At 42.6% G+C, this 22,350-nt stretch carries 21 protein-coding genes; 10 read left to right on the plus strand and 11 right to left on the minus strand.

All coding sequences use genetic code 11. From position 1 onward, the window contains the following. Nucleotides 1–87 precede the first annotated feature (87 nt). The 4 genes from MUCPA_RS26435 to MUCPA_RS39325 all read left to right on the plus strand — a co-directional run bounded on the left by MUCPA_RS26435 (nt 88) and on the right by MUCPA_RS39325 (nt 2,721). Nucleotides 88–837 (plus strand): prolipoprotein diacylglyceryl transferase, encoded by a 750-nt coding sequence (locus MUCPA_RS26435; protein WP_008510599.1) that lies wholly within the window; start codon nt 88–90, stop codon nt 835–837. Then, complete coding sequence (locus MUCPA_RS26440) at nt 830–2,227, plus strand: radical SAM protein (protein WP_008510600.1); 1,398 nt, start codon at nt 830–832, stop codon at nt 2,225–2,227. Before MUCPA_RS26435 ends, MUCPA_RS26440 begins: the two co-directional genes overlap by 8 nt. Continuing rightward, nucleotides 2,224–2,517, plus strand: coding sequence for a hypothetical protein (locus MUCPA_RS26445; protein WP_008510601.1), 294 nt, complete (start codon nt 2,224–2,226; stop codon nt 2,515–2,517). Before MUCPA_RS26440 ends, MUCPA_RS26445 begins: the two co-directional genes overlap by 4 nt. A gap of 72 nt (nt 2,518–2,589) precedes the next feature. Next, nucleotides 2,590–2,721, plus strand: coding sequence for a hypothetical protein (locus tag MUCPA_RS39325; protein ID WP_262492967.1), 132 nt, complete (start codon nt 2,590–2,592; stop codon nt 2,719–2,721). A 377-nt stretch (nt 2,722–3,098) separates the two neighbouring features. On the opposite strand, the gene MUCPA_RS26450 is transcribed toward MUCPA_RS39325, so the two are convergent. The 7 genes from MUCPA_RS26450 to MUCPA_RS39440 all read right to left on the minus strand — a co-directional run bounded on the left by MUCPA_RS26450 (nt 3,099) and on the right by MUCPA_RS39440 (nt 9,492). Further along, complete coding sequence (locus MUCPA_RS26450; RefSeq protein WP_008510603.1) at nt 3,099–4,037, minus strand: Ppx/GppA phosphatase family protein; 939 nt, start codon at nt 4,035–4,037, stop codon at nt 3,099–3,101. 8 nt (nt 4,038–4,045) lie between these two features. Beyond that, nucleotides 4,046–4,768, minus strand: coding sequence for an SDR family NAD(P)-dependent oxidoreductase (locus MUCPA_RS26455; protein ID WP_040628117.1), 723 nt, complete (start codon nt 4,766–4,768; stop codon nt 4,046–4,048). Between the two features lie 155 nt (nt 4,769–4,923). Beyond that, entirely contained in the window at nt 4,924–6,087 is a 1,164-nt protein-coding gene (gene dnaJ / locus MUCPA_RS26460; protein ID WP_008510605.1) for a molecular chaperone DnaJ, read from the minus strand. Nucleotides 6,088–6,188: 101 nt separating this feature from the next. Further along, nucleotides 6,189–6,779: a nucleotide exchange factor GrpE gene (locus MUCPA_RS26465; protein ID WP_233276797.1), complete on the minus strand. Its 591-nt coding sequence runs from the start codon at nt 6,777–6,779 to the stop codon at nt 6,189–6,191. Nucleotides 6,780–7,011: 232 nt separating this feature from the next. Next, on the minus strand, nt 7,012–7,695 hold the full coding sequence (locus MUCPA_RS26470; RefSeq protein ID WP_008510609.1) for a cell division ATP-binding protein FtsE: 684 nt from the start codon (nt 7,693–7,695) through the stop codon (nt 7,012–7,014). A gap of 5 nt (nt 7,696–7,700) precedes the next feature. Then, nucleotides 7,701–7,904: a hypothetical protein gene (locus MUCPA_RS26475; protein ID WP_008510611.1), complete on the minus strand. Its 204-nt coding sequence runs from the start codon at nt 7,902–7,904 to the stop codon at nt 7,701–7,703. Between the two features lie 253 nt (nt 7,905–8,157). Then, entirely contained in the window at nt 8,158–9,492 is a 1,335-nt protein-coding gene (locus MUCPA_RS39440; RefSeq protein WP_008510613.1) for a hypothetical protein, read from the minus strand. A gap of 106 nt (nt 9,493–9,598) precedes the next feature. Here MUCPA_RS39440 and MUCPA_RS26485 point away from each other — a divergent pair, with 106 nt between their 5' ends. Beyond that, nucleotides 9,599–9,952 (plus strand): 4Fe-4S dicluster domain-containing protein, encoded by a 354-nt coding sequence (locus MUCPA_RS26485; protein WP_008510615.1) that lies wholly within the window; start codon nt 9,599–9,601, stop codon nt 9,950–9,952. A gap of 60 nt (nt 9,953–10,012) precedes the next feature. On the opposite strand, the gene MUCPA_RS26490 is transcribed toward MUCPA_RS26485, so the two are convergent. After that, nucleotides 10,013–10,963, minus strand: a complete 951-nt coding sequence (locus MUCPA_RS26490) for a bifunctional helix-turn-helix transcriptional regulator/GNAT family N-acetyltransferase (RefSeq protein WP_008510616.1) — start codon at nt 10,961–10,963, stop codon at nt 10,013–10,015. 83 nt (nt 10,964–11,046) lie between these two features. Here MUCPA_RS26490 and MUCPA_RS26495 point away from each other — a divergent pair, with 83 nt between their 5' ends. After that, nucleotides 11,047–11,823 carry a C40 family peptidase gene (locus MUCPA_RS26495; protein WP_008510618.1) on the plus strand — a complete coding sequence of 259 codons (777 nt, stop codon included), beginning with the start codon at nt 11,047–11,049 and terminating at the stop codon, nt 11,821–11,823. Between the two features lie 361 nt (nt 11,824–12,184). Here MUCPA_RS26495 and MUCPA_RS26505 read toward each other — a convergent pair whose 3' ends face one another. Together MUCPA_RS26505 and purB are read right to left on the minus strand one after the other, a co-directional pair. Next, the gene (locus MUCPA_RS26505) at nt 12,185–12,733 is read right to left on the minus strand and encodes a NifU family protein (protein WP_008510620.1); all 549 of its coding nucleotides are present in this window, start codon (nt 12,731–12,733) and stop codon (nt 12,185–12,187) included. A 162-nt stretch (nt 12,734–12,895) separates the two neighbouring features. Beyond that, complete coding sequence (gene purB / locus MUCPA_RS26510; RefSeq protein WP_040628122.1) at nt 12,896–14,239, minus strand: adenylosuccinate lyase; 1,344 nt, start codon at nt 14,237–14,239, stop codon at nt 12,896–12,898. Nucleotides 14,240–14,465: 226 nt separating this feature from the next. Between purB and MUCPA_RS26515 the strand changes: the two genes are divergently transcribed. The 4 genes from MUCPA_RS26515 to MUCPA_RS26530 are packed head-to-tail and all read left to right on the plus strand — an operon-like array spanning nt 14,466 to nt 21,105. After that, nucleotides 14,466–15,086 (plus strand): TetR/AcrR family transcriptional regulator, encoded by a 621-nt coding sequence (locus tag MUCPA_RS26515; RefSeq protein WP_008510624.1) that lies wholly within the window; start codon nt 14,466–14,468, stop codon nt 15,084–15,086. A gap of 24 nt (nt 15,087–15,110) precedes the next feature. After that, nucleotides 15,111–16,523: a TolC family protein gene (locus MUCPA_RS26520; protein WP_008510625.1), complete on the plus strand. Its 1,413-nt coding sequence runs from the start codon at nt 15,111–15,113 to the stop codon at nt 16,521–16,523. Between the two features lie 30 nt (nt 16,524–16,553). Further along, nucleotides 16,554–17,654, plus strand: a complete 1,101-nt coding sequence (locus MUCPA_RS26525) for an efflux RND transporter periplasmic adaptor subunit (RefSeq protein ID WP_008510627.1) — start codon at nt 16,554–16,556, stop codon at nt 17,652–17,654. A 19-nt stretch (nt 17,655–17,673) separates the two neighbouring features. Then, nucleotides 17,674–21,105, plus strand: a complete 3,432-nt coding sequence (locus MUCPA_RS26530; protein WP_008510628.1) for an efflux RND transporter permease subunit — start codon at nt 17,674–17,676, stop codon at nt 21,103–21,105. A gap of 292 nt (nt 21,106–21,397) precedes the next feature. Here the strand turns inward: MUCPA_RS26530 and MUCPA_RS26535 are convergent, their stop codons facing one another. Beyond that, on the minus strand, nt 21,398–22,303 hold the full coding sequence (locus MUCPA_RS26535) for an AEC family transporter (RefSeq protein ID WP_008510629.1): 906 nt from the start codon (nt 22,301–22,303) through the stop codon (nt 21,398–21,400). Nucleotides 22,304–22,350: the final 47 nt, after the last annotated feature.

Consider the following 22,350-nt stretch of genomic DNA (forward strand, 5'->3'; position numbering starts at 1 on the left):
TTGCCTTTAGCATCTGGTTGCCTGTTTTTGATGTTACTTTGATTGGCCCGGTTATTTATTTAGTTTACAATAAAATAAAACCCAGCTTTGCACTTCCCCATCAATATCCACATCGGCTCGTTCAGTATCCCGGTACACCTGGTTTGCGAAACTATGGCTTACTTTTTAGGCTACCGCTATTACGCTTATCTGCGTAAGCACACTACCGATTTGATCAATACCGAAAATCGTTTGATCATTTTTATCGGCGCGGCGGTAGGCGCATTTTTGGGCTCGCATTTGGTTGGAGTCTTAGAGAATCCCAGCCAATTACCGCATTTTAGTTTAGTTTATTTTATGGGGAATAAAACTATCGTTGGCGGCTTTTTGGGTGGCTTAATAGGAGTGGAGCTTACCAAAAAGAAAATAGGCGTCACAGTGTCTTCTGGCGATATGATGGTTTATCCATTAATATTAGCCATGATCATCGGCCGTATTGGCTGTTTTTGGGCCGGATTGGAAGATGGTACTTTCGGAATCGCTTCCAACCTGCCCTGGGCTATTGATTTTGGCGATGGTATCCGCAGGCATCCCACTAATTTATACGAAATTCTATTTTGGATAGCGCTTTGGATAGGTCTATACATTACCGAGAAACGTTTTACGCTGGCCAACGGTGCCCGGTTTAAAATATTAATGGTGGCTTACCTATTGTTCAGGTTCATGATCGAGTTTATTAAACCCGATTACTTTTTTAGCTTTGGCTTGGGCGTAATACAGTTAGTTTGTTTGGGCGGGATTTTGTATTATTATAAACTATTTCTACATCCTGAAAAACTGATTGAAAATTATGCCTGAGCGCCCGTATATTTATTATGATTTTACCATCAGCATTTGCGCTACTTGCTTAAAGCGTGTTGATGCTAAAATAATTTTCGAGGATGACAAAGTGTTCATGCTCAAAAGCTGTCCGCAGCATGGCCGCGAAAAGGTATTGATAGCTACCGATATCGAGTACTATAAAAACTGCCGCAATTATGCCAAGCGCAGCGAGATGCCGCTCAAATTTAATACGCCCACACATTACGGTTGCCCTTATGATTGCGGTTTATGCCAGGATCACGAACAACACTCCTGCCTCACGGTGATCGAGGTAACCGACCGCTGCAATCTGAGCTGCCCAACCTGCTACGCCATGTCTTCGCCAAGTTATGGCAGGCATCGTACCCTGCACGAAATTGAGCAGATGTTGGATACCATTGTAGCCAACGAGGGTAAGCCGGATGTGGTGCAGATAAGCGGTGGGGAGCCAACGGTTCACCCACAGTTTTTCGAGATTATGGATATTGCTAAACGTAAACCCATTAAGCATTTGATGCTCAATACCAATGGCATCCGTATAGCAAAAGATGAAGGCTTTGTGGAACGCCTGGCTACTTACGCCCCCGACTTTGAAGTTTACCTGCAATTTGATTCGTTTAAAAAGGAGGCTTTGGAACAATTGCGCGGCGAGGATTTGCGCGAGGTGAGGAGGAAAGCCATTGAGAACCTGAACAAATATAACCTCTCAACAACGCTGGTTGTTACCCTGCAAAAGGGCCTGAATACTGATGAGATTGGCGATATTATCCGTTATGCCTTAAAGCAGCCCTGTGTACGCGGTGTAACTTTCCAACCAACACAAGAAGCGGGCCGCCTACAGAACTATAATTCACAAACCGACCGTTATACGCTTACGGAAGTACGAACGGCCATATTGGAGCAAACCGACATTTTCAATAAGCATGATTTGCTGCCGGTACCCTGCAATCCGGATGCCCTGGTTATGGGCTACGCTTTGAAATTGGGCGGGGAAGTTTTCCCGCTTACGCGGATGATTAACCCCGACGACTTGCTGGATAATTCAAAAAATACGATTGTTTACGAACAGGACGACAGGATCAAAGCCCACCTGCTCAATATGTTCAGTACCGGTAATTCGGTTGATAGTGTAAGGGAAGACCTCAAATCCATCATGTGCTGCCTGCCCGAAATTGACGCACCACAGTTGAGTTACGATAACCTTTTCCGGATCATTATTATGCAGTTTATTGACGCCCATAATTTTGATGTACGGGCTATCAAAAAATCCTGTGTACATATTGTAAACAAGGACATGAAGATTATCCCCTTCGAAACCATGAACTTATTTTACCGCGACGATAAAATTGATTACCTGCAACAGTTAAGAAAGGAGATGGCTTTATGAACGAAGTGAAAGAAAAGTCCACCAAGCCCAACATGTGGATTGTTGGCATTAACCTGTTGGGCATGCTGTTTTATGCAGCGCTTTGCAATATCCCGGGATCCAATGGCATCATTGTGATGTGGTTGGTCATGATTGGACACGTGGCCGTCTGCTTTCTGGTAGGTATCATAAGCGCTATTATGCCCGAATATCGTAAAAATGCAATGCCCTGGGTTTTAAGTGCTGTATTGATCTTAATTATCGGGCTTTCTACCTGTTATCTGGCAGTGGGCAATATGGGGCAAATTTAAGGGGGAGTCTGTAGTCTTGAGTAACCCACCGGGCCTCACCCCGGAAAAAACAGGGATGACATTTGAAAGCAGATGAATTTGTCTGATGCAGATACAAACGTGCGCAAAGGCCCCGACTGCACGCCGGGCCGGGAGCTGGCCTCGCGGGTGGAAGGATCGGGCAGTCTTGACTTTTTGGTTACTTTTGTGTCAAGACAAAAGTAACAGCCCTTCACGCGGCGACTGAGCGTGTCGATGTTGTAAATTAAGAACTCTGATTATCGTAGCAAAAACAGACGCACTGATAATCAAAAACTTAAGTAGACGTCTTTATAATATACAGGGAGAACCTGCAGAGCCGCTCTGCCTATGTAGAGATTGCTTCGTTCCTCGCAATGACGATTCGGTATTGATAATCAATAACTTAGCAATACGTTATTATAAGCCCGGAGTTCTGAGTCTTAAGAGTACTTCGAAAAGAAACCGTTATCGACGCGATGCAAGATAAAGATTTGCTACAAGTAACGCAGCTCATACGGTATATTTAAGCGTGCGCAAAATCCCTCACTGACTATTACACTCAAAGACTCAGTACTCAGTACTCACGACTCCAGGCTTAGGGCTTGCACTACCATCACGCCTTCTTTTAACGAATAGGTAGACATGCTCACCCGTTTTATATTCAGCTTATCCATTACATAACGGGTAATAATGGAGGCTACCACAATCATATCTACCCTGAGGGATATGATCCCCTTCATGGCTTTGCGCTGCTGACTGGAGGAGGCAATCAAGATATCGGTTATCCTGATAAAGCTATCTAAATCGAAGTCATAAGTTTTAATATGCTTCACATCAAAATCGTCTTGTTTTTCCAGCTCAAGCACTTCGGCAAAGGTTTCAAATGCGCCAGCCGAGCCAATTAATTTATCAACCCCAATATCCTTTGCGGCTGTAAACAAATCTTTCAGTATCTCATCCAAATAAGCATGTAATTGCTGTATGGCTTCAGCTGGGATAGGGTCAACCTGGTGAAAACGTTCAATTAAGCGGGCTGCTCCAATTTCAAAGCTTTGTTTCCACAACATCTCATCCTGGGTACAAATAATAAACTCCACACTGCCACCACCTATATCCATAATGAGCGAAGTACTGGCAGATAACGCTCCTGCTGCCTTTACGCCATGATAAATATAAGTGGCTTCCTTAATTCCGTCGATAATTTCAATCTCAATCCCGGTGTGCTCTTTTACGGTATTGATAAAATCCGTTCCGTTTGATGCGCTGCGTAAAGCCGAGGTAGCAATTGCCTTTACCCGCTTAACATTATATTGGCCTATCTGGCTACTAAAACGTTCCATGGCAGCTATTCCACGGTCGAAAGCGTTTTGCTGGATATGGCCTTTATTAATGCCTCCCTCACCAAGTTTTACCGCTTCGTGGTCGCGGGCAAGTTCATTGAAAGTGCCGTCAGTAACATCGGCTATCAGTAAATGGAAAGTGTTGGTGCCGAGGTCCATAACGGCAATGCAATTGCTCATTTATAATTTTATAATTTGGTGTACCACAATCGGGGAAGTAATTTTAACAATACTGCAATCAACCTCCAGCGTTTGGTAACGTATATAACTTGTTTTTGTTTTTTAATCGCATCAACAATATCCGCAGCCGCTTTTTGGGGCGAAGATACCCAGAATTTTTGTTCGGCTTTGGCCATAGCTGTATCTACAAAACCTGGCCTTACATCAGTTATTTTAATGTTATCTTTTCCTTTATTTGCCTTTTGTTGCAAAGCTTCCAGGTAATTAATCTGGTAAGCTTTGGTGGCGCTGTATGATGGTGCTCCGCCACTACCCCGCAGGCCTGCTATAGACGATATATTAACAATATGCCCTTTACTCTGTTGCTTAAAATATTGGTAGGCCCAATCGGCCACAGCCGTAAAACCGGTTATGTTGGTATTAATGGTTGCCTGTTCAATACGATGGTCCAGATCTGGATTATTATCCCCGTATCCAGCGCAGATCACAATCAGATCCAGGCCGTTTAATTGTTGCGTGAGTTGCCCGAGCCGTTCTGTGGTTGCAACCGTATCGCTCACATCAAAGCAACTGACTGTAAAGTTACCCGGATACTTTTGTTGCAAATCGTTTAGCAACTCCTGGCGTCGGCCAGTAATGCCAACGGTGTAACCTTGAGCGGCCAGTAAAATAGCTAACTCTTTCCCTATGCCAGAACTGGCTCCAACAACGATAGCTTTCCTTTGCTCCATAGTTGATACATTTGCACCCATAATGATTAGACGCTTTTTGGCAGTAATTGTTACCACCGGAGTAACTGCCCTATATTCATAGTAGGGGAGTTATCAAAAAAAAGGCTCAAAACCATCACAGTTTTGAGCCCTTTAAATTTCTATCACTATCCTAACTATTCAAAATATTCCTTCATCCGTTCAAAAAAGTTCTTTTCGTTTTTACCCGGATTAGGTTTAAAGTTAGGTGAGTTTTGCAGTTTTTCTAACAGGTCGCGTTCTTCGCGGCTCAATGCTTTTGGTGTCCAAACGTTGATGTGCACCAACTGATCACCACGCTGGTAAGAGTTTACTTCTGGTACACCTTTGTTTTTAAGGCGTAAAATACGTCCGCCCTGGGTGCCTGGGTCAATCTTGATTTTCGCTTTGCCATCAATTGTAGGTATTTCTACACTGGTGCCTAAGGCAGCATCAATAAAGCTGATGTGCAAGTCGTAAATTACATTATTGCCATCGCGCTTTAAAGTCTCGTGTTCAATCTCTTCTACCAGGATAATTAAATCGCCAGGTATACCGCCGCGTGGGGCTGCATTACCTTTGCCGCTCATGCTCAGTTGCATGCCTTCGCTTACACCGGCAGGTATGTTAATGGTAATGGTTTCTTCGCCGCGTACCACACCGTCGCCATGGCAAACACTACATTTAGATGTAATTATGCTGCCTTCCCCGTTGCAGGTAGGGCAGGTGCTGGTAGTTTGCATCTGGCCCAATATGGTATTGGTTACCCGGCGAACAGCCCCGGCACCGCCGCAGGTTTTACAGGTTTGGAAAGATGATTTATCCTTGGCACCCGTACCATCGCATGTATTGCAAAGTACTTGTTTGTTAACTTTAATTTTCTTTTCGGCACCGTTAGCAATTTCTTCCAGCGTTAAACGTACCTTAATGCGCAAGTTGGTTCCTTTGGTAACGCGCCTTCCGCCATTACGGCTCTGGCCTCCACCGCCAAAAAAACCTTCAAACGGACTGCCGCCGCCAAAGATATCGCCAAACTGGCTGAATATGTCTTCCATATTCATGTTGCCACCGCCATAACCGCCACCACTGGCAGAGTGCGCATTGGCCGCATGGCCAAACTGATCATAACGCTGGCGCTTCTCTGGGCTGCTCAATACTTCGTAAGCTTCTGCCGCTTCCTTAAAATGCTCCTCAGACTCCTTATCCCCCGGGTTTTTGTCCGGATGATATTTAATAGCCATTTTGCGGTAGCCTTTCTTAATCTCTTCAGCACTTGCCCCTTTAGCTACGCCCAGTATATCGTAATAATCTCTTTTTGCCATTTATTGTAATGATTGAATTATTGAGTGATTGAAGGATTGATTTTAGTGACTGAGAGAATTAATTAAAAAATCAATCACTCAATCATTCAGTCCATCAATCATTAGTTGCCTACTACCACCTTTGCAAAGCGTACAACCTTGTCGTTAAGATAATAACCTTTTTCCAGCTCGTCAACTACCTTACCTTTAAGGTCGTCGCCGGCGGGTATGCTGGTAATACCCTCGTGAAGATCGGCATCAAAAACCTGTCCTTTAGCTTCCATTGGCTTTAAACCTTTGCTGCTTAAAATGTGGTTTAGTTTATTTTGCACCAATGCCACACCCTCTTTAACTGGTACTACGTCGGTGGCTGTTTCCATGGCTTTTAAGGCACGTTCAAAATCATCCAGAACAGGTAATAAAGAGGTTATCACTTCTTTACCGGCAGTTTGCAGTAATTCAATACGCTCTTTACTGGTACGCCTGCGGAAGTTGTCAAACTCGGCATAAAGGCGCAGATATTTGTCGTTAGCCTGTGCTAATTCAGCCTTCAATCTTTCTTCAGCTGATATCTCTTCCTGTATCTGTTGTTCTTTTTCTTCCAAAATCGCATCACTCACCGTTTGTGAATCATCCGATAATTGCTCATTTGTATCCACAGAAGTTTGCTCGTCTTCTTTCTTTTTCTTCTTTAACATGTCGTTAAAATTCATAATAAATAGTGCTAATCAAGTATCTTGCCATTGAGATATATAAGACAGGCTGTCAGAATATTTTTACAGTTTATGAAAGTATGGCAATACGCATTGTTAATTATGGCAGAAATGATTTAAATCACTTTCTCGCCTTCCATCAGTGCGCTGTTATAATCATCCTTAAGCACCAGCGCAAAATAAGTTCTGCTCAGCTGTCGCCAATAAAAATGGGCCTGAAGTGTCAGCTGGACTACCCTATGTGTACATCCTCCAGAACTTTGCCATTCTCGCATTTAATAATACGTGAAGGGAACTGGCGGATAATGTGGTAATCGTGAGTAGCAACCAACACTGCTGTACCGCTCTGGCTAATCTGTTTAAGCAGCATAATCAAATCTTCTGATGTTTCGGGGTCAAGGTTACCGGTGGGTTCATCAGCCAAAATAATCTCCGGGTCGTTTAACAAGGCACGGGCTATAACTACCCGCTGTTGTTCACCACCCGAAAGCTCGTGCGGCATTTTGTTTATTTTTGATCGAAGGCCCACTTTTTCCAAAACATCCCGGGTGCGTTCGTCAATCAATTTCTTATCCACCCACCCTGTTGCCTTCATTACAAATTGCAGGTTCTGAGCAACGGTACGGTCGGTTAATAGCTGAAAATCCTGGAAAACAATACCCAGCTTGCGGCGCAGAAACGGAATTTCGCGATCTGGCAGCTTTGTCAAGTCGTATCCGCAGGCATGCCCTTCGCCGGTTTTAACCGGTAAGTCGCCATAAATAACCTTCAATAAGCTGCTCTTGCCCGATCCGGTTTGCCCAATCAGCCATACAAAGTCGCCTTTATCTATATGCAAATTTACATCAGACAGCACCAGGTGCTTCTGCTGAAAAATATCAATGCCATCCAGTTTTATAACAGAATTACCTATCATTTTATTCAGATCTCCAATTTTAATATCTGCCCAAACGGCAAATCCTTTACAATATTCATAATGTACTCCGCTTTATCGGCCAGGCCTATCTTATCTAACGATTTATCGGGCCTGTCCACCCTGAAATAAGCCAGCAAGGTAAATTTTTCGTCGCGAAGCTGTACATAATCGGGTATTTTGGCAACGCCTTTAACTTTGATGATATACATAGCCGTAAAGGTAACAATAGCTTGATAATTTTGGCAGCGGATTTTTATTTAGTATAGCGATAGGCGTATTGCGTAATGCGAAAAAAAACGCAATTGTAAACGGTCTACGGTAGTGACAGCTCAAAAAATCAGCGGAATCACATTAATCATCTACAAAATCAGCATTCAAAAATCAGTGTAATCAAATCAATCATCTATAAAATTAGCGTTCAAAAATCAGTGTAATCACATTAATCATTCTATAAATCAGTGGTCAAAAATCAGTGGTCAAAAACGCCATCGTATCAACACCATCAGCATAGTCCCATAATTGAGGTTGCTGGCTCTTGCCAAAATCAACCACCTGGTTACTTACAGCTACGGCCTCATGGGTAACAATGCACTGTATAGATTCTGACAAATCCGCCAGCCGATTTACAGCAGCTGGCAGATTATCATAATACTCAAAATAAAGTACCGCCAGGGGCGAGGCTAAGCGCTCGTCTTCTTTCACCAACAAAAAGCCGTTATCCAGATGTTTATCACCGTTTACCAGGTAGATCGATTTGTTATAATCGTAATTGTTATTGTATTTATGATGGTTGATTATGGGCTGGTGCGGTTCAATAGCCTCAAAAAACGGAACAAAATCATATCCGGCAGGTACTAACAATTTAGAAACATTGCGGCAACCCAGGCCAAAAAAGTCAAAGATATCATGCCCCAGCATAAATAACTGCTCCTTAGTTTCGTTGCCGGTTAACAGGGCCACACTATTGCGGTTTTTGCGGATAATGTTAGGCACCTTGCCAAAATAATATTCAAAATAGCGCGATGTATTGTTGCTGCCAGTAGCTATTACGGCATCAAAATTAGCCAGGCGTTCCACAAAGCTAAACCGGGTTTCAAACTCGGGGGCTATCTCAACCAGTAAATTTAAAATATACTTAATAAGCCGCGCGTCGTTTGATGATGCCTTAATAAGCGCCCTGTTGCCCGAAGCCAATACGCATAAAACATCATGAAAGCCAACCAAAGGGATATTGCCCGCCAGGATTAAACCGACTTTAGCGGAGTAGTCGATAGTTGTGGAAGGGTCGATAGTCGATGGTCCATGGTCCATGGTTTGGGAAGCGTCTATGGCCGGTGGTCGATGGTCCACGGTTGTGGAAGGGTCGATAGTCGATAGTCCATGGTCCATGGTTGGGGAAGAGTTGATGGTCGGTGGTCGATGTTCCGTAGCTTTTTCAGTTGTATCCAACAAATTAGTTTCCCTGTCTTTACCACGATCTGCGGTCAATGAACTATCAACTTCTACATCTTTACCATGGTCTATGGTCCATGGACTATGGACTTTTACATCTTTACCATGGTCTATGGTCCATCGACTATGGACTTTTACGCCTCCCTCCAGCCACTTCTCTAAATCTTCCCTGTTGAGCATCCTGCCGATGGCTTTTACGGCGTTCAACGTATTGGGCGGGGTAAACCAGGCATTATAATGATGCTCGTTGGTTATCACTTGTTGCAGGCTTTCGTCGGGGTTTGCAAGCTGGCGGCCTAACTCCGAAAAAGTATCTATTAAATATAAAGTATTTGCTTGTGACATATTAATGGCATTGGGTAAAACTCCAAAACGGATTTTTTGTTATATTTGCAGACTAAAGCCGCGAGGCAAAGTTAATTTTTTAGCATATATATTTTTTTATAAAACAATGGCGATTAAAATCACTGACGAATGCATCAATTGCGGAGCTTGTGAGCCGGAATGCCCAAACAATGCTATTTATGATGCGGGTGCCGCATGGCGCTTTTCGGATGGTACTGGTTTAAAGGGAATTATTGATTTTGGTGACGGTAATACTTTGAATGCCGAAGAAACACAGGCTGCATTAAACGACGAAGTTTATTATATAGTGCCCGATAAGTGTACTGAATGTGTTGGTTTTCATGATGAGCCGCAGTGTGCCGCCGTTTGCCCGGTTGATTGCTGCGTGGACGATGAAGATGTACGCGAAACCAAAGAAGAACTGTTAGCCAAGAAAGAATGGCTGCACATGGGCGAATAATTAAAAATATTTAAACAAAATTAAAAGGGAATACATTTTGATGTGTTCCCTTTTAATTTGTTAGAGGTATAGCTCCATTTTGATGTTGGCCCGCGCATAAGGTGTTGAGCCGATGGGGATTTCTTTAAAGCCTGTTTTTTTGTACAGGTTAATAGCCGCCGTTAGTTTAGTGTTTGAACCCAGCCAAACTCTTTTTGCTTTTAGTTCAACCGCTTTTTTGATGGCTGCGTCCATCAGTTTTTTGCCCAATTGCCGCCCCTGGAAGCGTGGGCTTACAGCCATTTTGGCCAATTCGTATTCGGCTTCGCCTGTTTTAATCAGGGCGCATGTGCCAACAATTTCATCTGCAAGGCTTATAAAAAGTATTTTACCGCCATCATTAATAATATGTTCTTCAGGGTGGTTTAATTGTTCCAGGTCGTGTTCCTCAACGGTAAAATGGGTGTTGATCCATTCGATGTTTAAGCCCTTGAAATATTTTGCCAACGATGGTTCGTAATCCAATATCCTGATCTGGTCGTCTGCTACCGGCGAAAACATAGCTTGGAAACGCTGATAGTAAGTTTTTTCCTCAAGCATGGCTTCGGTTTCTTTTACAGCCGATAATAAATTATACTGCTGGCTGTTAAACAACGATTGGTTTAGGCCCGCTATTTTATTCCATACGTCTGTAAATTTAGGTAACGACTGGCGGCCTTGGGCTGATAACCGGAGCATTCTTTTTCTGCTATCGCCCGAAAGTTTAAATGATTCAATAAATCCAAGCTGCTCTAACTCGCCAGCTAAATGAATAACACCGGGATGTGTGAGATTTAACTCCTCGGCAATTTCTGTAACCGATACTTCCTGGCGTTCGCTGATTAAATAGTAAAGCGTAAAATACTTGGGCTCAAAATCAAGCTGTTGATCTTTGTAAATCAAAGCTACATCCTTGGCGAAAATATCATATAAGCGGCGCATACGGGCACCTATCGCCAACTCTTCAAGTTTATCGATGATGTTTCTTTTCATTTTAAAAGTATTTACGTAAGTACTTACCAAAAATATATAATTATTTAATGAAAACAATGCCTGCCGAATAATAAATTTGCCCTATGGAATACGGTATCTGTAACTTAGCGATTGCCCCGCTCAGGGCTGAGGCCACTCACCGGAGCGAAATGACATCGCAGTTGTTGTTTGGCGAAACGTTTGAAATTGTAGAACGCACGGATGATTGGTCACGTATAGTAACTACATTTGATGGCTATGAGGGATGGATAACTAATTTGCAGTATCAACCCGTTACTGCCGGTGAAATATTGAGCCTGTCATTGGAAAACATCGTTACAACCCGTTCTGTGGTAACTCCTGTGCTTAAAGAGAGTGATAATTCGGTATTATCATTACCTTTTGGATGCTCACTCCCTTTTTATGATGGCGCCGACTGCCGACTTGCAGGTATTAATTACAATGTGCGCTCCGCCGACGATTTAACCGCGTTTTTAGAAACAGCTTATTCTTTTTTAAACACTCCATACCTTTGGGGAGGGCGTACCCACTTCGGTATCGATTGCTCTGGCTATACACAAGCCGTATTGCGTACCCGGGGTACCACCTTACAACGCGATGCCTACCTGCAGGCAGGGCAGGGAACAGCGGTAGACTTTTTACTGGAAGCCCGCCTGGGCGACCTTGCTTTTTTTGATAACGCCGAGGGCAGGATAACCCACGTAGGTATTATGCTGGATAACCACAGCATCATACACGCCTCAGGCAGGGTAAAAATTGACCAGATTGATGATCAGGGAATTTATTCGGCTGAACAGAAAAAGTATACGCATAAGCTCAGGATAGTTAAACGTTATTTGACCGCTGATTTTGACCACTGATTTTAAATGATTTATTTGATTACACTGATTTTTGATTTTGTTTTTTGATTTCGCCGGGGGATTATGATTTGACTCATTGAAAGTAAGGCATTCATTTGTCGCCTCCCGATAAAACACTATTATCAACAGCAATCAAACAAGAAATCAGTGCAATCAATTCAATCAATCATCCTTCAAATCAGGGGGCAAAGAATCAGCGTAATCAAATAAATCATTTAAAATCAGTGGTCAAAAAAAACACCAGCCTGCAAATAGCAAACCGGTGTTCATTCAAATTATAGTAAAACAATTAAACTTTATTGTATTGATTTCACAGATGTTTGATGATTTTACCGATACCAATCAGTGAAATCCAAAAAAATTACAGTGCTTCCGATACAACTTCGGTAACTTCAGGAACCATACGTTTCAAAAGGTTTTCGATACCCGATTTTAGCGTAATTGTTGATGATGGGCAACCACTGCACGAACCTCGAAGCTCAACCGTAACCACACCTTCGTTAAACGATTTGTAGGTTATAGCGCCGCCATCCTGCTCAACGGCCGGGCGAACGTAGTCTTGTAATATTTGTTGAATTTTTATCTCCGCATCAGTACCTTCAAAAGCAACTTCTTCCTGCTCTTTTATCTGCACCAGCAGTTCCGATTCAACCGCGCCTTTAACAAACTCTTTTAATATCGGTTCAAGGTCGTTCCAGTCGCTGCCTTCAGTTTTGGTAACCGTTACAAAATTGCTGGCAAAGAAAACGCCATTCACAAATGAAAACTTAAAAAGCTCCTTAGCAAAAGGCGATTTTTCGGCACTTTCGCGCGTAGCATAATCCACACTGCCATTAATCAGCAACTTGTTCACAATGAACTTCATGGTAGCCGGGTTGGGTGTCGATTCGGTATATACGTTAATATTCATGACCTTCTTTTCTTATTTATAATGATTACAAAATTAATGAGCTTTTTGCCTTTTCAAGTACCCGCCCGATAGTATGACCTGTAAATGACTTATGCCAATTTAGTATCGAGTATCACTTATCATCAGTGTCTTTATACGATAACACGGCCATTAATAAAATGTTTATGTCCCGGTATACGTTGAAGGGCTTATCAGTCTGATTTCCTGCTTGATATCATCGCCGATTTGTAAGGTTTCAACAAATTGTGCAATGGTGGCGGCATTAATTTCGGCATTAGTACGCGTAAGGTCCTTCAAAGCTTCGTACGGATTAGGATAACCCTCGCGGCGTAAAATAGTTTGTATAGCTTCGGCAACAACAGCCCAGTTAGCCTCCAGGTGCGCGCTTAATGCAGGCTGATTCAGCAATAATTTACCTAAGCCTTTCATGGTCGATTTTAGCGCTATTAAAGTATGTGCTACAGGTACGCCAATATTGCGTAATACAGTTGAATCCGTCAGATCGCGCTGCAGGCGTGATATAGGCAGTTTACCGGCTAAGTGCTCAAATAAAGCGTTGGCAATGCCCAGGTTACCCTCCGAGTTTTCAAAATCAATGGGGTTAACTTTATGCGGCATGGCCGATGAGCCTATCTCGCCCGCCTTGATTTTTTGTTTAAAATAATTCATAGATATGTAGGTCCACATATCCCTGTCCAAATCAATCAGTATATTGTTGATCCGTTTTAAATTATCACAATGCGCGGCAAAATTATCGTAATGCTCAATCTGCGTAGTGTATTGCGAGCGTTTTAGCCCCAGCACATTATTTACAAAGTTGTTGCCAAAGGCTTTCCAATCGGTAGCCGGGTAACCCACAAAATGGGCGTTAAAGTTACCTGTTGCGCCACCAAATTTGGCCGAGTAAGGTATAGTGGCAAATAGTTCTAACTGGGCTTCCAGCCGTTCTACGTATACCATCAGCTCTTTGCCCAAACGGGTGGGCGAAGCAGGCTGCCCGTGCGTATGGGCCAGCATCGGTATGGTTTTCCATTCTTCGGCATAAGCTTTTAGCTGATCAATTACCTCATTAACTGCGGGTAGGTAAACCTCGTTCATGGCCAGCTTAAACGAGTAGGGGATGGCGGTATTATTAATATCCTGGGATGTTAGGCCAAAATGGATAAATTCTTTTTGCTCCTGCAGGCCGAGAGCATCAAACTTTTGTTTGATAAAGTACTCAACCGCCTTAACATCGTGGTTGGTTATCTTCTCAATGGATTTGATAGCCTCGGCATCGTTTTCGTTAAATAAACGATAAATATCGCGTAACTTTTCAAACAAGGTAGCGTCAAAATGTTGCAGTTGCGGCAACGGCATTTCGCATAAGGCTATAAAATATTCTATCTCAACAAAAACGCGGTATTTGATTAGCGCTGCTTCTGAGAAATAGGCCGATAGTTGTTGCGTAGTGTTATGGTACCGGCCATCTACCGGTGATACTGCTGAAAGAGGCGAAAGCATGATAATTATGATTTTGCGCAAAGATAGGAAAATCAGTTTATGGTGGTTGTTATTGGTTATTGAGTTACCGGGTTATTTAGTTATTGGGTTGGCTAATGAGGACTGATTTGATGGTTGAGGCCGTAAATCAGAAATGGAACCTGGCATCAAAAATCAAAATAAATCTTCGCTTAAAAAAAGCCTATGGAAACTTTGAAATCAAAAAATGTTTCCATAGTTTTGACTGATTATGTCAAATGTTCAAAAAGATAGAATATTAGAGGGAGCGGAAGAGCTTTTTTTTAAAGCCGGTATCCGTAGTGTAACCATGGACGAGATAGCGCGGCACCTGGGCATGTCGAAAAAAACCATTTACCAGTATTATCGCGATAAAGATGATATTGTAAGTGCGCTGGTGCAGAAAAAGCTTGAAGAAGACAAGGAGGAGATGTGCGGGATAGGTATTAAATCGTCGAATGTGATGGAAGAGATGATTACGATGATGAAACACTCCGAGGATTTTTTTTCGCGCGTTAACCCGATCGTGATCCACGATCTGCAAAAATACTATCCCGAAGCCTGGCAGTTTTTTCAACGGTTTAAGGCAGATGTGGTAATTGACAGTATGCAGGATATTTTAGACCGTGGTATTGTACAGGGTTATGTACGCGAGGATATAGATACCAAAGCGATGGCACGTATGCGGGTATGGCAAATTGAGCTGGGTTTTGATAACAGCGTGTTCCCGCATAACGAGTTTAACAGTTGGAAGGTACAGTTGCAGTTTTTAGAACATTTTATTTATGGGATATGCACCGCTAAAGGACACGAAATTTTAAATCAGTATAAAAACATATTGGAACACAACTAAAACAAACCTTAGAATTTAATAGATATGAAAAATTTGTTTTTAATAGCCGTAGGCCTCACCTTTTTTGCCGCAACTGGCAGGGCGCAGCAGGCACCGGCACAGCCTTATAACTTTAGTTTGGCTGATTGTATCAAGTATGCTTATGAGCATCAGGATTCGGTACAAAATGCCATATTGGATGCCAAGAGCGCGGAGTATAAAGTAAAAGAAACTATTGGGATTGGATTGCCGCAGATTAGCGGTACAGTTTCTTTTCAAGATTATTTGAAAACGCCTCAGATATTATTTCCTGATTTTATATCGCCAGCAGTTTATGGAGTTTTAGCTAATGAGGGGGTAAAGAATGGGAGTAACCAAACGATTGTTGTACCAAAGGCAAGTGGTGCTACACAATCCGTTAGTTTCACCCAAAAATATTCTAACACGTTAGGATTAGATGTGAATCAGATCATATTTGATGGCAGCTACCTTGTAGGTTTGAAAGCATCCAAAACTTATAAGGAACTTTCGCAAAAAGCTGTCGTACGTAGTAAAATTCAAACTAATGTTTCCGTTACTAAGGCTTATTACCAGGTGTTGGTAAGTAATGAGCAAATCAAATTGTTAGCTGCCAACATCAATCAGCTAAAACAACAGCTTGACGAGACCACAGCGCAAAACAAACAAGGTTTTGTTGAGAAAATTGACGTTCAACGTTTAGAGGTTCAATACAATAACTTGGTAACTAACCGCGAAAATATAGTTCGTTCGTTGGTTTTGAATTACGAGATGTTGAAATTTCAGATGGGTATGCCAATACAAAATCAGCTTACTTTGACAGATCAACTGGAAAATGTACAACTTGACCAGAGTGTTGCTGAAAGTGTTGTTGATACCGCTTTTTACCATAAACGAATTGAATTTAGTTTACTTGAAACTTCAAAACAATTAAACGAATTAGACCTGAAACGAAAAAAATCGCAGTATTTACCATCACTGGTTGCTTTCGGCAATACAGGTTTACAATTTCAGGATAATTCTTTTGGTAATCTTTATAATATAAATTACCCATCAACTTATGTAGGCCTTAAGCTAAGCGTGCCAATATTCAATGGCTTTCAACGTAAATATCAGGTTAAACAATCTGAGATCAGCGTGCTTAAATCTCAGAATGATTTAGCCAATTTAAAAAACGGCTTGAGCTTACAGGCCGAGGCTTCGCGTATCAATTACATGAACGGTATCCAATCGTTAAACAACCAAAAACGCAGCCGCGAGCTGGCCCAGGAAGTTTTACGCGTATCAAAAATTAAATATCAGCAGGGTGTAGGTTCGAGCATTGAGGTTACACAAGCCCAAACTGCTTTAGAAACCGCCGACAACCAATATATACAGGCCTTGTATGATGCTCTGGTAAACAAGGTTAACCTTGATCAGGCTTACGGACGCATTAACTAATTATAAATCAAACTATCAACAACATAACAAATGAAAAGAATATACTTATTAAGCGTTATAGTGATACTTGCCGCTTGCAACAATAAACCTAAGGATCCGAAGGCTGAGTTAGCCGACCTTAAAAAGCAACAAGCTGATATCAGCTCAAAAATTGCGGCTCTTGAAGCCAAGCCAGGCATGCAGGATTCAACCAAATCAACTGATGTTAGTGTCGTTACCGTTAAAGCCGGTAGCTTTACCAATTATGTACAAATACAGGGTCACATTGATGCGCAGGATAACGTAACAGCTTATCCTCAAACGGCAGGTACTATAATTGCCATCAACGTTAAAGTTGGCGATCATGTACACAAAGGCGAAGTGCTTGTGCAATTGGATAACAGCGTATTAAAACAAAATATTTTACAAGCCCAGGCACAGGCCGAGTTGGCCAGCACCGTTTATCAGCGCCAAAAAAACCTTTGGGACCAAAAAATTGGAACAGAGGTTCAATTTTTACAGGCCAAAACCAATATGGAGGCTACTCAAAAACAAGTGGCTTCATTGCGCCAGCAGGCCGATCTGGCCCGTATCATATCACCTATTAATGGCACGGTTGACCAAATGGATCTGAAACTTGGTCAGGTTGCGTCCCCGGGCACTACAGGTATTCGCATAGTTAACGCCGATATATTAAAAGTGAAGGCCGATGTTCCTGAATCATACGCTACAAGGGTAAGCCAGGGGCAAACTGTAAAAGTGCTATTCCCTGATGCTAAGGACTCGTTAATAGCCAAGGTTACGTTTGCTTCTAAAGTTATCGACCCAGGATCACGCAGTTTCGGTATCGAAATTAAATTGCCTACCAACCGTAATCTTCGCCCTAACATGACAGCGACTTTAAAGATTGCCGACTATAACAAAGCAAGTGTAATTACTGTGCCTTTAAAAGCTATCCAGAAGTCGGAAGATGGTGACTATGTTTTTGTGAACGAAAATGGCGTAGCTAAACGCAGTGTTGTAAAACAAGGTATTTTATATAATAACCAGGTTGAAATATTATCGGGCTTAAAACAAGGCGATCAACTCATCGTAATGGGCGCATCCGATGTTGAAGATGGCGATAAAGTGAAAGTTTTAGCTGGTAATTAATTGCATAAACTAATTTGAAATGAAAGACCAGGAAAAAGAATTCGGCCCCTCAAGTTGGGCCATAGATAATAAGCAGGCTGTTTATGTATTGATATTTTTGATTACGCTGATAGGGTACATGAGTTACTCTAAACTGCCGAAAGAAAACTTCCCTGATATTACCATATCCAAAATTTTTATAACAACTCAATACCTGGGCCAATCGCCACAAAATATTGAAACATTGGTGACCAGGCAGCTCGAAAAGCAACTTAAATCGTTGAAAGGTTTAAAGAAGGTAACATCAAATACATTGCAAAATGTATCGGTAATAACGGCGGAGTTTCAGGCGAATGTCGATATTAAACAGGCTAAGCAGGATGTTAAGGATGCTGTTGATAAGGCCCGGCCTGATTTGCCTCAGGGCGATGTCAACTTAAAGCAATCTGATGTATCCGATATCAACGTGGCAGATCAGCCCATATTGAATGTGAATTTATCGGGGAACTACGATCTTAAAAAGCTTAAGGAATATGCCGATAACCTGAAAGATGATATCGAGGGAATGAAGCAGATATCGCAGGTTAAAGAGGTTGGTGCTTTGAAGCCTAATATCCAGATCAATGTGGATATAAACAAAATGGCCGCCGCACAAATTGGATATGATGATATTACCAATGCCATTGGCTACGAGAATATCATCTCATCTGCGGGTAATTTAGTAGTTGATGGTGTACAACGTGCTATTGATATTAAACAGGATTTTAAGAGTGCAGACGAGGTGGGTGCCATGCTTATCCGTAACCCACAAGGTAAAGGTGTTTATCTGCGCGATATTGCTGCGATAAAAGATGGCTTCCAGGATCAGGAAAGCTACGCGCGTTTAAAAACTCCTGAAAATCCTAACTTTAAAAATGTAATTACGCTTAACGTTAGTAAACGTTCAGGCGAAAACCTGATCGAAGCATCCGATGAAATTTACGCCCTGATTAAACAAAAAAACGCAACTATTTTCCCTAAGGGTTTAGATATAACCGTTACCGGCGATCAATCGGATAAAACCCGTTCAACCTTGAACGATCTGATCAATACCATCATCATCGGATTTATATTGGTTACCGTTATCCTGATGTTTTTTATGGGTACCACTAACGCCATATTTGTGGCGCTTTCGGTTCCGTTATCGTGCCTTATCGCGTTTATATTGATGCCGGCCATCGGCTTTACGCTCAACATGATCGTGTTGTTCTCGTTTTTGCTGGCCTTAGGTATTGTTGTGGATGATGCTATTGTGGTTATAGAGAATACGCACCGTATTTTTGAAAACGGTAAAGTGCCGATAGTCAAAGCGGCTAAAATAGCGGCGGGCGAAGTATTTATGCCAGTATTTTCGGGCACCATGACAACCCTTGCTCCATTTGTACCTTTGGCTTTCTGGAATAGCTTGATCGGCCACTTTATGTTCTTTTTGCCTATCACTTTAATTATCACTTTGTTGGCATCTTTAGTGGTTGCCTATATCATGAACCCTGTATTTGCAGTTGATTTCATGAAACCGCATATTGAGGGCGAACATGATCATCCTAAATTTGATAAAAAAGTGCAGCGCGCAACTATAATTTTAGGTGTATTGGCCTTGCTGGGCTATTTGATGAACTTTGGCGTAGGTAATTTCGTCGTATTAATTATTATCCTGTACCTGTTTAACCACTTCCTTTTAATCAATATTATTGATAGGTTCCAAAAAAATGTGTGGCCGCGTTTTCAGTCGTGGTACGCAAGGGTGCTTGAAAAGGCTGTTCGTAGCCCATGGTGGGTATTGGGCGGTACAGTTGTACTGTTTTTCTTTACCATTGGTTTTTCAGTGGTGAGTAATTTGCCGGTTGAGCAATTCCCGTCCGGCGACCCTAACTTTGTTTACGTATATGTTACCATGCCTACCGGTACCGATCAGGGTTATACCAATGGTATTGTGCAACAGTTAGAAAAACGCGTAGCTAAAGTTGTTGAGCCCGATAAAGATATTGTATCTTCTATTATATCTAACGTATCTGTTAGTGTTACCGACCCATCCGACGAAGATCAGGGTACGTACTATAATAAGGGAAAAATAACAGTTGCCTTTGTTGAATATGGTAAGCGTAAGGGTAAAGATACTAAAGCCATCTTAGCCAACATTCGTAAGCAGGTTCAGGGTGTACCCGGCGCAACTATAGCAGTTGCTCAGGAGGCCAGCGGCCCGCCAACTCAAAAAGAGATCAGTCTTGAAATGGCTGGCGATAATATCGATACACTGGTTAAAACCGCCGACAGGCTTAAAAAGTTTATTGGCACCCAAGGTATTAATGGTATTGAAGGCCTGGTGCCCGATGTAAAGGCTGACAAGCCGGAGATTGTGTTCGATGTCAATCGTGAAAGGGCAAACCGCGAGGGTATAAATACAGCTACTGTTACCAAAGCTCTGTTTACATCGGTTTACGGCTCGAAAGCAGCAGATTTCAGGAACACTACCGAAGATAACTATGAGATTAATGTGCGTGCCAACGAAGATCAGCGTTATGATATTGACGTATTGCGCAATTACAGGATCACTTATCGCGACCTGGCCATGGGTGGTGCGATACGCCAGGTGCCAATTTCGGCCTTTACAGATATCCGTTATACCAATACTTACGCCAATATCAAACACAAGCAACAACGCCGTGTATTAACATTGGGTTCAAACGTTATTAAACCTTATAATGGCACGGAAATTAACGCACGTATTTTGCAAGCGCTAAAAACATTCAAGCTTCCGCCCAATGTAACCGTACGTATGGGTGGAGCGCAAGACGATCAGATAGAAACGGCAACCTTCCTGGGTAACGCCCTGATGATATCGTTCGGGTTGATATTGATCATCCTGGTAGCGCTGTTTAACTCGATAGGTAAAACGCTTATTATTTTGAGCGAGATCTTCTTCAGCATCATCGGAGTTTTCTTAGGGTTAAGCATCTTCCACATGACGTTCTCTATCGTTATGTCGGGTGTGGGTATTATTGCTCTTGCCGGTGTGGTTGTACGTAACGGTATCCTGCTTGTTGAGTTTACCGATATGTTAATAGAGCAGGGTGCTAACCTGCACGATGCCGTAGTTGAGGCTGCCCGCACGCGGATGACGCCTGTATTGTTAACTGCATTTGCCGCTATCTGCGGTTTAATACCGCTGGCTATCGGTTTCAACATCGACTTTGCCGGGCTATTTACCCACTTTAAACCACATATTTATTTAGGTGGCGATAACGTGGCTTTCTGGGGCCCATTAGCATGGACAATGATTTTCGGTTTAGGCTTTGCTACCATCATTACCTTAATACTGGTGCCATGTATGTACATCATCCGTGTACACATGAAAAACTGGTTGGCCCGTAAAATAGGCGGTAAGGATGTTAAAACAATTGATGAAGGTTTTGACGTGGAACCGGCTCATTAAATTTTAATCGCCGTAGCCGGATTAGACTGGCAACGGAAATTAAATAGCAAAAAAACGACCTTTCCGGGAAACCGGAAAGGTCGTTTTTTATGGTCGGTGCGGAGGAGAAGAGGCTTAAAAATTCACTCACTCCCCAAAGCGGCGGCCTTTGCGATTCCTTCCCCACGGGAAGGTGCAGGTAGGGGTTTCTGCGCCGTGTAGTATTTTGCCGCACACTCAAAAACAGGCGTACACCAGGCGCGAGCAGAAGGTTCCTCCCATCCATCCATCAATCAATCAATCAATCATTCATTCAAGCCATCCCCCTTAACACCAAATACCAAATTCCGGTTGTTAATAAGGACAGGATAATACCGATGCCGATAATTAAGTAGGATAGCTTAGGGTTAAGCCCATACTCATCGGCCACAACGCTGGATGTAAGCAGGGTAGGCATAGCGGCCTCGAAGATGCTGATCTGGGATACGATACCTTTAAACGACAGCGCAAAAAATACCAGCATGACCAGCACAGGCGCTACAATTAATTTATAAAGCAGGGCGAGGGAAATCGGCTTAACCTCATTGCGCCAGCCGTTAAACCTTAATTGCAGCCCGATGGAAAACAGGGCCAGCGGTGCAACAGTGCCCGCCAGCTTATCAAAAAAAGAATCGAGCGGCGCCAGGCTCACAAAATGCGGAATGCTTAGCGCCGCCACGCAGCCCAGAAATGGCGGAAAGCGTAAAACCTTTTTAAGGATAAGGCCGGCTGATAGGGCTTGTTTTTTCGATGCGTTGATGGCTGTTATAACCCCGATGGTTGAGAGCAGTAAGAAGGTAACCTGGTCGCAAATGATGGCCGTACTTAAATACTGCTCGCCAAAGTAGGCTGCTATGAGCGGGAAACCCACAAACGATGTATTGCCCAATCCGCTGCTCAGCCTTAAACCACCTTCGGTATAACCATCAATGGGCCTGTTTTTTTTGTATAGCTTAACAAAACACCAGCCGCCAAGCCAAACTATTACCGGCGCTAAAACCGGTGCCAGCAAATTGGTGCTCCAAACAATGTGAGGTAAATACTTAAATGATACCGCCGGTAGCGCTATGTAAATTATCCAGGCATTAATACCGCGGTGCGTATCGGCAGGTAAGGTTTTGGAATGCCTGAACAGCATTCCGGCTATGATACAAACTGCTATCAATATAAAATTTGCCATCCCAGCCAAATATCCAATCTTTTAATAAAAAATTCATTGTCTTTTTT

It is taken from the genome of Mucilaginibacter paludis DSM 18603, assembly GCF_000166195.2.
GTDB lineage: Bacteria > Bacteroidota > Bacteroidia > Sphingobacteriales > Sphingobacteriaceae > Mucilaginibacter > Mucilaginibacter paludis.

What these genes read in the sequence shown, in the direction of transcription:
- MUCPA_RS26440 (WP_008510600.1), top strand. Translation starts at nt 830, where the DNA reads ATGCCTGAGCGCCCGTATATTTATTATGATTTTACCATCAGCATTTGC.
- MUCPA_RS26445 (WP_008510601.1), top strand. Translation starts at nt 2,224, where the DNA reads ATGAACGAAGTGAAAGAAAAGTCCACCAAGCCCAACATGTGGATTGTT.
- MUCPA_RS39325 (WP_262492967.1), top strand. Translation starts at nt 2,590, where the DNA reads ATGAATTTGTCTGATGCAGATACAAACGTGCGCAAAGGCCCCGACTGC.
- MUCPA_RS26450 (WP_008510603.1), bottom strand. Translation starts at nt 4,037, where the DNA reads ATGAGCAATTGCATTGCCGTTATGGACCTCGGCACCAACACTTTCCAT.
- MUCPA_RS26455 (WP_040628117.1), bottom strand. Translation starts at nt 4,768, where the DNA reads ATGGAGCAAAGGAAAGCTATCGTTGTTGGAGCCAGTTCTGGCATAGGG.
- dnaJ (WP_008510605.1), bottom strand. Translation starts at nt 6,087, where the DNA reads ATGGCAAAAAGAGATTATTACGATATACTGGGCGTAGCTAAAGGGGCA.
- MUCPA_RS26465 (WP_233276797.1), bottom strand. Translation starts at nt 6,779, where the DNA reads ATGAATTTTAACGACATGTTAAAGAAGAAAAAGAAAGAAGACGAGCAA.
- MUCPA_RS26470 (WP_008510609.1), bottom strand. Translation starts at nt 7,695, where the DNA reads ATGATAGGTAATTCTGTTATAAAACTGGATGGCATTGATATTTTTCAG.
- MUCPA_RS26475 (WP_008510611.1), bottom strand. Translation starts at nt 7,904, where the DNA reads ATGTATATCATCAAAGTTAAAGGCGTTGCCAAAATACCCGATTATGTA.
- MUCPA_RS39440 (WP_008510613.1), bottom strand. Translation starts at nt 9,492, where the DNA reads ATGTCACAAGCAAATACTTTATATTTAATAGATACTTTTTCGGAGTTA.
- MUCPA_RS26485 (WP_008510615.1), top strand. Translation starts at nt 9,599, where the DNA reads ATGGCGATTAAAATCACTGACGAATGCATCAATTGCGGAGCTTGTGAG.
- MUCPA_RS26490 (WP_008510616.1), bottom strand. Translation starts at nt 10,963, where the DNA reads ATGAAAAGAAACATCATCGATAAACTTGAAGAGTTGGCGATAGGTGCC.
- MUCPA_RS26495 (WP_008510618.1), top strand. Translation starts at nt 11,047, where the DNA reads ATGGAATACGGTATCTGTAACTTAGCGATTGCCCCGCTCAGGGCTGAG.
- MUCPA_RS26505 (WP_008510620.1), bottom strand. Translation starts at nt 12,733, where the DNA reads ATGAATATTAACGTATATACCGAATCGACACCCAACCCGGCTACCATG.
- MUCPA_RS26515 (WP_008510624.1), top strand. Translation starts at nt 14,466, where the DNA reads ATGTCAAATGTTCAAAAAGATAGAATATTAGAGGGAGCGGAAGAGCTT.
- MUCPA_RS26520 (WP_008510625.1), top strand. Translation starts at nt 15,111, where the DNA reads ATGAAAAATTTGTTTTTAATAGCCGTAGGCCTCACCTTTTTTGCCGCA.
- MUCPA_RS26525 (WP_008510627.1), top strand. Translation starts at nt 16,554, where the DNA reads ATGAAAAGAATATACTTATTAAGCGTTATAGTGATACTTGCCGCTTGC.
- MUCPA_RS26530 (WP_008510628.1), top strand. Translation starts at nt 17,674, where the DNA reads ATGAAAGACCAGGAAAAAGAATTCGGCCCCTCAAGTTGGGCCATAGAT.
- MUCPA_RS26535 (WP_008510629.1), bottom strand. Translation starts at nt 22,303, where the DNA reads ATGGCAAATTTTATATTGATAGCAGTTTGTATCATAGCCGGAATGCTG.